The 8442-nt window shown below is 66.5% G+C and carries 7 protein-coding genes and 1 pseudogene; all 8 read left to right on the top strand.

The features are described from left to right. Positions 1 to 142 (top strand): annotated as a pseudogene (locus AB4083_RS16805) (IS30 family transposase); the annotation flags it as partial. 740 nt (positions 143 to 882) lie between these two features. Beyond that, positions 883 to 2481, top strand: a complete 1599-nt coding sequence (locus AB4083_RS16810; RefSeq protein ID WP_441609232.1) for a ShlB/FhaC/HecB family hemolysin secretion/activation protein — start codon at positions 883 to 885, stop codon at positions 2479 to 2481. Between the two features lie 50 nt (positions 2482 to 2531). After that, positions 2532 to 4322, top strand: a complete 1791-nt coding sequence (locus tag AB4083_RS16815; protein ID WP_441609233.1) for a DUF2341 domain-containing protein — start codon at positions 2532 to 2534, stop codon at positions 4320 to 4322. Between the two features lie 13 nt (positions 4323 to 4335). Continuing rightward, positions 4336 to 4743, top strand: a complete 408-nt coding sequence (locus AB4083_RS16820) for an ExbD/TolR family protein (RefSeq protein ID WP_441609234.1) — start codon at positions 4336 to 4338, stop codon at positions 4741 to 4743. 2 nt (positions 4744 to 4745) lie between these two features. After that, positions 4746 to 5408, top strand: a complete 663-nt coding sequence (locus AB4083_RS16825) for an energy transducer TonB family protein (protein WP_441609235.1) — start codon at positions 4746 to 4748, stop codon at positions 5406 to 5408. Beyond that, positions 5405 to 7219 carry a putative porin gene (locus tag AB4083_RS16830; RefSeq protein WP_441609236.1) on the top strand — a complete coding sequence of 605 codons (1815 nt, stop codon included), beginning with the start codon at positions 5405 to 5407 and terminating at the stop codon, positions 7217 to 7219. Before AB4083_RS16825 ends, AB4083_RS16830 begins: the two co-directional genes overlap by 4 nt. 11 nt (positions 7220 to 7230) lie before the next feature. Then, on the top strand, positions 7231 to 7848 hold the full coding sequence (locus tag AB4083_RS16835) for a hypothetical protein (protein ID WP_441609237.1): 618 nt from the start codon (positions 7231 to 7233) through the stop codon (positions 7846 to 7848). Further along, entirely contained in the window at positions 7845 to 8195 is a 351-nt protein-coding gene (locus tag AB4083_RS16840; protein ID WP_441609238.1) for a hypothetical protein, read from the top strand. Before AB4083_RS16835 ends, AB4083_RS16840 begins: the two co-directional genes overlap by 4 nt. Positions 8196 to 8442 lie beyond the last annotated feature (247 nt).

The following is an 8442-nucleotide window of genomic DNA, read 5'->3' on the forward strand; positions in this document are numbered from 1 at the left end:
TCCCAAGGGCATGGATCTGGCGTCGCTGACCCAGGCGCAGTTGAACAAAGTGGCGCGTGAACTCAACGAACGGCCACGTAAGACGTTGGGCTTCTTGACACCTGCCCAGAAGCTGCAGGAAGTTGTTGCGTCGACCGATTGAAACCGCCGGCCCAAAGTAAAAGTAACCAAAAAGAAATGGCCTAAGAGCAAAGGCTCGCGACGCGACTAGAACGAGCAATGACGTCTGCGGTAAACGGATTGACCTGGGTCTACACGAAGCGAGAGTGCGTTTACGTGACGCGCCCTTCGAGGTGCCGTTGCGAAGAGGACGTTCAAGAACCGCGGCCAGTTTCTGTTCTTCGTTAGTGCATGCCCCACCACTTCACCCCTCGCCCCTCTGAGGAGAGGGCAGGGTGAGGGGTCGGGCGGAGCGTTGCGTGGAGTCTTGCCTCATGTGCAAAAGCTTGCGTTTGCTCTTCATTGCCTCGTGAATTTCACGTACAGCATGTCCATCTACATGACATTCCCATGTCACTCCCCGCCGCAAACAAGACGAAACATCCCCCGTCATGAATTTTTCGTGACGCAGGTTCAGTTCCCCCGGAAGCCTTCCGTCTAAGGGCAAAGGAAGTCGGCACGGGCTGGGATGCCCACCGGAATCTCTTCGCCCGGTGCGCCCGCATGGCGCACCGGAAATCTCGATCGGGCTTGCGGGCGCGGCCGCTGTGGCGCGCCCCGGGGGAAGGTTTGCGTGTCGGTTATCGACGGAGTTGGGGTTAACGCGGTTCGGCCTTCTGGACGGCCCGCCGGCAGGGCCGGCCTTGGATCGGACATGTCTCTGTCGCGATCCGGTTACGCATCGCGGTTTAGCTACCGGAACATGAGGAAAGGGACGACCGAATGGACCGGAGCGTCGCGATGAAGGGCCGCCGGCCGCTCGCCTTCGCCGTCATGCTGGCGCTGGCCTGGAATACGGCGCAGGCGCAGCAGGCCGCTGCGCCCACCGCCGAGGCGCCCGCGCGCTTCGACGTCAACGAATACCTGGTGCGCGGCAATACGCTGCTGCAGGCAGTCGAGATCGAGCAGGCGGTGGAACCGTTCCTCGGTCCGGGGCGCAGCCTCGACGACGTGCACGGCGCGCGCGACGCGCTGCAGAAGATCTACCAGGCCAAGGGCTATCAGTCGGTCACGGTGGAAGTGCCGCCGCAGCAGGTGCGCGACGGCGTGCTGCTGCTGAAGGTGAGCGAGAACAGCATCGGCCGCGTGCGGGTGGAAGGCTCGCGCTACCACTCGCCGCAGGCGATCCGCGAAGCGGTGCCGGCGCTGGCCGAAGGCGCGGTGCCGAACTTCAACCAGGCGCAGGAACAGCTCGCCCAGGTCAATCGCCAGCCGGGCCAGCAGGTGGTGCCGCTGCTGAAGCCCGGCAGCCTGCCGCAGACCATGGATGTCACGCTGAAGGTGGAAGACAGCTATCCGCTGCACGCCAGCCTGGAGCTCAACAACGACCACAGCGCCGACACGCCGACGCTGCGCACGGTCGGCAACGTGCGCTACGACAACCTGTGGCAACTGGGTCACACGGTTTCGGCGACCTATATCGTGGCGCCGCAGGACCGCCACGCGGTGGAGGTCTATGCGCTGTCCTACCTGGCGCCGCTCAACAGCCAGTGGAGCCTGCTCGGCTCCGGCTACAAGTCCAACAGCAATGCCAACACGCTCGGCGGCACCACGGTGCTGGGCAAGGGCAATGCGGTGACGCTGCAGGCGATCCGCAACCTGCCGACCTTGGGCGACTACGGCCAGTCGTTCTCGGTCAGCGTGGCGCGCAAGCATTTCGACCAGCGCCTGACCGTGGGCGACCAGCAGCAGGCGGTGCCGATCACCTATTACCCGCTGAGCGTGGCCTATACCGGCCAGCGCACGCGCGACAACTCCTCGCTGGGGCTGGCCATCGCCGGCAACTTCGGCGTGCGCGGCGCCGGCAGCGATCGCTTCGAATTCGACAGCCAGCGCTACAACGCGCGGCAGAACTTCGCCTACCTGCGGGTGGATGCCAACTACACGCGTGCGTTTGCCAATGGCTACGCGTTTGCTTTCCACGCCAGCGGACAGCTCGCCGATTCGCCGCTGGTGTCCAGTGAGCAGTTCGCCGCCGGCGGCGCCAACAGCGTGCGCGGTTTTCTTTCAGCGGAAGACACTGGCGACAACGGCGGCTCCGCCACGCTGGAACTGCGCAGCCCGTCGGTGGCGTCGTGGTTCGGCAAATACGTCAACGAGTGGCGCTTCCACTGGTTCGTCGACGGCTCGCGCATCCTGCTGATCGACCCGCTGCCCGAGCAGCGCGGCCGCTTCACCTTGCTCAGCACGGGCCTCGGCACACGCTTCACTTTGTTCAATACCGTCAGCGGCGAACTGGAATACGCCTATCCGCTCAAGGACGGCTCGCGCACGCGCGCCCACGACGGGCGCTGGCTGTTCAGCCTCAAGGCCGGGCTGTAAGGAGCGCGGCGATGACACGGCTTACTTTTTCTTCTAGGGGTGCAACGACGATGCGTTACCTGATCCTTGCGTGGCTGCTGTGCCTGGCCTGCCTGCCGCGCCTCTCGCTGGCGGCCGAGTCGGCCTGGTGGAACGATGACTGGTCCTACCGCAAGCCCATCACGCTGGACACCAGCACCACCGGCGCGCCGCTGCCGCAGTCGCCGGGCCGCGTGCCGGTGCTGATCCGGCTGCATCCGGGCAACTTCCAGTTCGATGGCGTGGCGAAGGACGGCGCGGACCTGCGCTTTATCGCCGCCGACGGCAAGACGCCGCTGAACTACCAGATCGACAGCTTCGATCCGGTGATGGGCGTCGGCCAGGTGTGGGTGGACGTGAGCGAGCTGCCGGCCAATGCCAAGCAGACCATCTGGATGTACTACGGCAACCCCAAGGCCACCGCGCAGAGCAGCGGCCCGGCCGCGTTCGATGCCGACCACACCCTGATCTACCACTTCGAGGAAGCCGCCGCGGGCGCGCCGAAAGACGCCACCGCCTATGCCAACCATGCGCAGTCCGGCAGCGTGCAGCCGGTCGACGGCGGCATCGTCGGCAAGGCCGCGCGCTTCGATGGCAACCAGGTGGTGACCTTGCCTTCCAGCGCTTCGCTCAATGAAGCGGCGGGCGGCGCCTTCACCTTCAGCGCGTGGATCAAGGTCGACGCACTGCCGACCACGCCGACCGCGATCTATGCGCGCCACCAGGATGGCCGCTCGGTGGTGATCGGCCTCGACGGCGGTGCGCCCTACGTGGAAGCGAACGCCGGACAAGGCGCGCAGCGCAGCGCCGGGGGCGAGCCGGTCAAGGCCGGCCAGTGGACGCAGCTGGCGGTGAGCTTCGATGCGCAGCAGGCCACGGTCTACGTCAACGGCCAGAAGTATTCGACCCTGGCCGCCGCGATGCCGGCGCTGGGTTCCGCCGCCACGCTGGGCGGCGATGCGGCCGGGCAGGCGGCGGCGCTGGCGAACTTCCTCGGGGTGATGGACGAAGTGCGCCTGTCGCGCGTGGCGCGCGCGCCGGTTGCGATCGGCGTCGATGCGCTGTCGCAAGGGGCCGAGTCGAAGCTGGTGCAGTACGGCGAGGACGAAAAGAAATCCGGCGCCGGCTTCGGCTACTTCGGCGTCATCGTCAAGTCGGTGACGGTGGACGCCTGGGTGGTGATCGCCATCCTGCTGGTGATGGCGGCGATCTCGTGGGTGGTGATGTGGCAGAAGGGCCGCTACGTCAGCAGCGTTAGCAACGCCAACGACCGCTTCCTGGAACGCTACCGCGACCTCGGCACCAACCTGCTCGGCATGGGCGACGAAGGCATGCCGCGCGACCTGGCCGCCTCCTCGCTGTATCGCCTCTACGAGGTGGGCAAGAAGGAAGTGTGGCGCCGCAAGGACGCCAAGGGCCGCCTGGTGATCGCCACCGAATCGATCGAAGCGATCCGCGCGGTGATGGATTCGACCCTGGTGCGCGAGAACCAGAAGCTGTCGCGCTCGATGGTGATGCTGACCATCGCCATCTCCGGCGGTCCGTTCCTGGGCCTGCTCGGCACGGTGGTCGGCGTGATGATCACCTTCGCCGCCATCGCGGCCGCGGGCGACGTCAACGTCAACGCCATCGCGCCGGGCATCTCCGCCGCGCTGCTGGCCACGGTGGCCGGCCTGTTCGTCGCGATCCCGGCGCTGTTTGGCTACAACTACCTGCTCACCCGCAACAAGGCGGTCACCGCGAACATGCAGGTGTTCGTGGACGAATTCGTCACCCGCCTGGCCGAACTGCACCGCGACGCCGATATCGGCGCGGCGGCTTGAGGAGGACGCGGCCATGCAGGTACAGGACGACGAGAAGCCCTACGACGACATCAACATCACGCCGATGCTGGACCTGGCGTACGTGCTGCTGGTGATCTTCATCATCATGACCACCGCCTCGGTGCAGGGCGTCAAGGTGAACCTGCCCAAGGCCAGCGCCTCGGTCAGCCTGGCCAAGCCGCAGACCAAGGCGATCACCGTGTCCGACAGCGGGCAGATCTTCCTCGACGCCTTCCCGGTGACGATCGGTGAACTGGAAGCGCGCCTGCGCACGCAGAAAGCGTTGACGCCGGAGTTCCCGATCATCGTCAAGGGCGACGCCAACGTGCAGTACCAGAAGGTGGTCGACATCCTCGACCTGCTGCGCCGGCTGGACCTGTCGCAGGTAGGCCTGGTCACCGGCAAGGCGCCGGGCGGTTGACGATGAACACGTCCGGACAGAGTCCGAAGCCCTGGCGCGGCCGCATCATCGGTATCGCCGCGTTGCTGCTGGTCGGTGCCCTGGTGTGGCATTTCGCCGGGCACCAGGTCGGCGTGCGGCGCGAGGCGCCGCGCATCCCGACCATCACCCCGCTGCCGCCTCCGCCACCGCCGCCGAAAGAAAAACCGCCCGAGCCGAAGAAGCTCGAAGAGACCAGGCAGGAGCTGCCCAAGCCGAACGAACCGGCCAAGCCGGTGGAGGCGCCGAAGGCGCCGGACGTGGCCAGGCAGGTGACTATCAACGGCGCGGCGCAGGCCGGCAACGACAGCTTCAATATCGGTGCGGGCGACGGCGGCGGCATGGTCGGCACCGGTGGCGGCAATGGCGTGGGCGGTTCCTCGTACGAGCAATACCTGGGCTATGCCTTGCAGCAGGCGATCCAGCGCGACGAGCGCACGCGCCGCCTGGTGTTCGAGGTGAAGGTCAGCCTGTGGATCAACCCCAGCGGCCGCATCACCCGCGCCGAACTGCTCGCACCCAGCGGTACGCCCGCCACCGACGAAGCACTGCTCGACGTGCTGCGCGGCATGAGCATCGACAGCCCGCCGCCACCGCGCCTGAGCATGCCGGTGCGCGCGTCGATCCGCGGCAGGCGGCCGGTATGAATTCACGTTTCTCACTACCTGTGGCGTCCGGCGACGACGCCTTGCAATCCTCGGAGAACACCATGCTGGATAACACCAAGCCGCGTCCCGCACGCCGCGCGCTGTGCCTGGCCATCGGCCTGCTGCTGGCCGGCGCCGGCCAGGTCGCGCTGGCGCAAAGCGCCGCGCCACCGTCGTCGAACGCCACCATCAACCTGATCCGCCTGATGGTAAAAAAGGGCTTGATCACCCAAGCCGACGCCGATGGGCTGATCGCGCAAGCCAATGCCGAAGCGATCCAGGCGCAGAAAGCGCAGGCGCCGTCCTCGCTCGCCGCCAGCGACGGTGCGCAGCCCGGCGACGTGCGCGTGCCCTACGTGCCGCAGAGCGTGCGCAACGAGATCCGCGACCAGGTCAAGCAGGAAGTGATCGCACAGGCGCGCAGCGAGCATTGGGCGCAGCCCGATGCGCTGCCGGAATGGCTGGACCGCATCGCCTGGTCCGGCGATATCCGCGTGCGCGACGAAGGGCGTTATTTCAGCCGCGGCAACTCGCCGTACTTCATCGACTACGCCGCGCTCAACCGTGGTGGCCCGTTCGATGTCAATCAGATCGGCCGCGGCGTCAATCCGCCGATCGCCAACACGCAGCAGAACCGCCCGAATATCCTCTCGATCCAGGCGCACCTGGGCGTGGACGTGAAGCTGGGCGACACCATCACCGCCGGCATCCGCATCGGCTCGGGCAACGACAACAACCCGGTGTCCACCACCCAGGCGCTGGGCGGCGGCCTGGCCAAGAAGAACCTGTGGCTGGATCGCGCCTGGCTGCGCTGGCAGCCGTTGGAGTGGGGTGCCTTCACCGCCGGCCGCTTCGCCAATCCGTTCTTCGTCACCGACCTGATCTACTCGCCCGAGCTGAATTTCGACGGCATCGTCGGGCAGGGCCACTGGAAGCTGGCCAGCGATATCGAAGGCTTCGCCAACGCGGGTGTGTTCCCCATCCAGTACGCCGGCAACGACACGCCCACGCAGGCGTTCGGCTACCAGAAGAACCGCAGCGACCAGAAGTGGCTGTCCGCGGTGCAGCTGGGCGCGCACTGGAAGATCGACGAGGACATGCAGTGGAGCGCCGCGCTGGCGTATTACTACTACGACAAGATGCGCGGCAGCCTGTCCGAGCCGTGCCCGATCTATACCGGCATCAACTTCTGCAGTACCGACGCCGACGCGCCGCAGTACATGCAGAAGGGCAACTCGGTGTTCCTGCTGCGCAATATCGTGCCGGACCCGTCGTCGCCGGGTAATTATGCGCAGCCGCAGCTGGTCGGTCTGGCGTACGACTACCACCTGCTCACCCTCACCAGCCAGTTCGACTTCGCCGTCGGCAGCACGCCGGTGCGGGTGCAGGCCGACTACGTGCGCAACATGGCCTACCACGCGAAGGACGCCTTCCAGCGCTATCCGAACGGCCTGGGCCAGCCGGTCAACAACTACCAGGCCAGCAGCTCGGCGAACGAGTCCGGTCCGTACAAGAGCGGCCCGGTGGGCTGGCTGCTGCGCGGCATCCTGGGCAACCCGAGCCCGATGAAGGCGCACGACTGGAACGTGGCGTTCGGCTACAAGTACCTGCAGCCGGATGCCGTGCTCGACGGCCTGACCGATCCGAACTTCCATCTCGGCGGCACCAACGCCAAGGGCTTTATCGTCAGCGCCGACTACGGCATCGCCGAGCGCACCTGGCTGACCGCGCGCTACTTCAATGCCAAGCAGGTCTTCGGCCCGCCGCTGTCGATCGACGTGGTGCAGTTCGAGATCAACAGCAAGTTCTAAAGGAGGCGACGATGAAGACCGTGATCCGCGCGGGCGTCGCCATGACGGCGATGGTCCTGGCCCAGGCTGCGTTGGGGCAAAGCCTGGAAGAACAGTTGCGCACGCAGCTGCGCGATGCGCGCAGCCAGGTGCAGGAACTGCAAGGGCAGCAGTCGGCCTGGCAGTCGCAGAAAGCCGGCATCGAAGGTGAGCGCGACCAGGCGCGCAAGGCGCTGGAGCAGGCGCAGGCCGAACTGGCGAAGCTGCGCGCTGCCGCCGGCGATGGCAAGGCGGCGGCCGCCGAACGTGGCGCCAGGCAGCAGGCCGAGACGGCCTTGCAGCAGGTGCGCAAGGACAACGCCGATGCAGTGGCGAAGCTGAAGGAACAGCAGGGGCGCGACGGTGCGTTCCAGACCCAGCTGGATGAAGCGAAGCAGGCACTGGGCACGTGCAGCGCGCGCAACCAGAAGTTGTACGAGGTGGGACGGGAAGTCATCGATGCCTATGTACATATGGACATGGCTTCGGTGATCGGCTCGCGCCAGCCGTTCGCCGCATCGGCGCGGGTGAAGCTGGAGAACGCCGCGCAGGCGTATGGCGATCGTCTGTACGAGCAGCGCTACGTGGCGCCGGCGGAGCGCAAGCCGTGAAGCAGCGGGCAGCCCGCGTGCTTGGCGCGTGGTGCTGCCTGGTCGCGCTTGGCGCGTCGGCGCAGCAGACGCAAAGCTGCGTCGATGTCAGCGTCAATCAGCATGCGGTGCTGGCGTACGACTGCCTCAGCCGGCAGTTGAGCGGCGATGGCAAAAGGCCGATGGGGCCGCCGCCGCCGATGCTCGATCCGGTGGCGAGCGAGCCGTCGAACCGGCAGGTCGGTCAGTACAACGCTGCAGCGCTGGAGCACCGCATGGGTTCCAGCCTTGGCCACAGCGTGTTTCCGCAGCGGCCCGCGCCGACGTATCCGCAATTGATGCCGCCGGGGGCGATCGGTGGCCACTGACGATACCGGCGTAGGTTGGGGTGAGCCGCAGGCGAACCCCAACATCGGCACGTCCAGGCGCACCGCACCGTTGGGGTTCGCCTGTGGCTCACCCCAACCTACGTCGTGGGGACGCGACGATGCGTAGCAATCCAGCCGTCTATATGAAGTTTCCATGACACCAGTTCAGTCCTTCAGCTCCGTGAAGGTCTAACCGGAAGAAGCCGCGGCCGCGCGCCGCGCGACTCAAAGCTAACGAGGCAAACGC

It is taken from the genome of Dyella sp. 2RAB6 (assembly GCF_052115385.1).
Classification (GTDB): Bacteria; Pseudomonadota; Gammaproteobacteria; order Xanthomonadales; family Rhodanobacteraceae; genus Dyella_D.

Coding starts and splice junctions, on each gene's coding strand:
- AB4083_RS16810 (WP_441609232.1), top strand. CDS start 883: ATGGACCGGAGCGTCGCGATGAAGGGCCGCCGGCCGCTCGCCTTCGCC.
- AB4083_RS16815 (WP_441609233.1), top strand. CDS start 2,532: ATGCGTTACCTGATCCTTGCGTGGCTGCTGTGCCTGGCCTGCCTGCCG.
- AB4083_RS16820 (WP_441609234.1), top strand. CDS start 4,336: ATGCAGGTACAGGACGACGAGAAGCCCTACGACGACATCAACATCACG.
- AB4083_RS16825 (WP_441609235.1), top strand. CDS start 4,746: ATGAACACGTCCGGACAGAGTCCGAAGCCCTGGCGCGGCCGCATCATC.
- AB4083_RS16830 (WP_441609236.1), top strand. CDS start 5,405: ATGAATTCACGTTTCTCACTACCTGTGGCGTCCGGCGACGACGCCTTG.
- AB4083_RS16835 (WP_441609237.1), top strand. CDS start 7,231: ATGAAGACCGTGATCCGCGCGGGCGTCGCCATGACGGCGATGGTCCTG.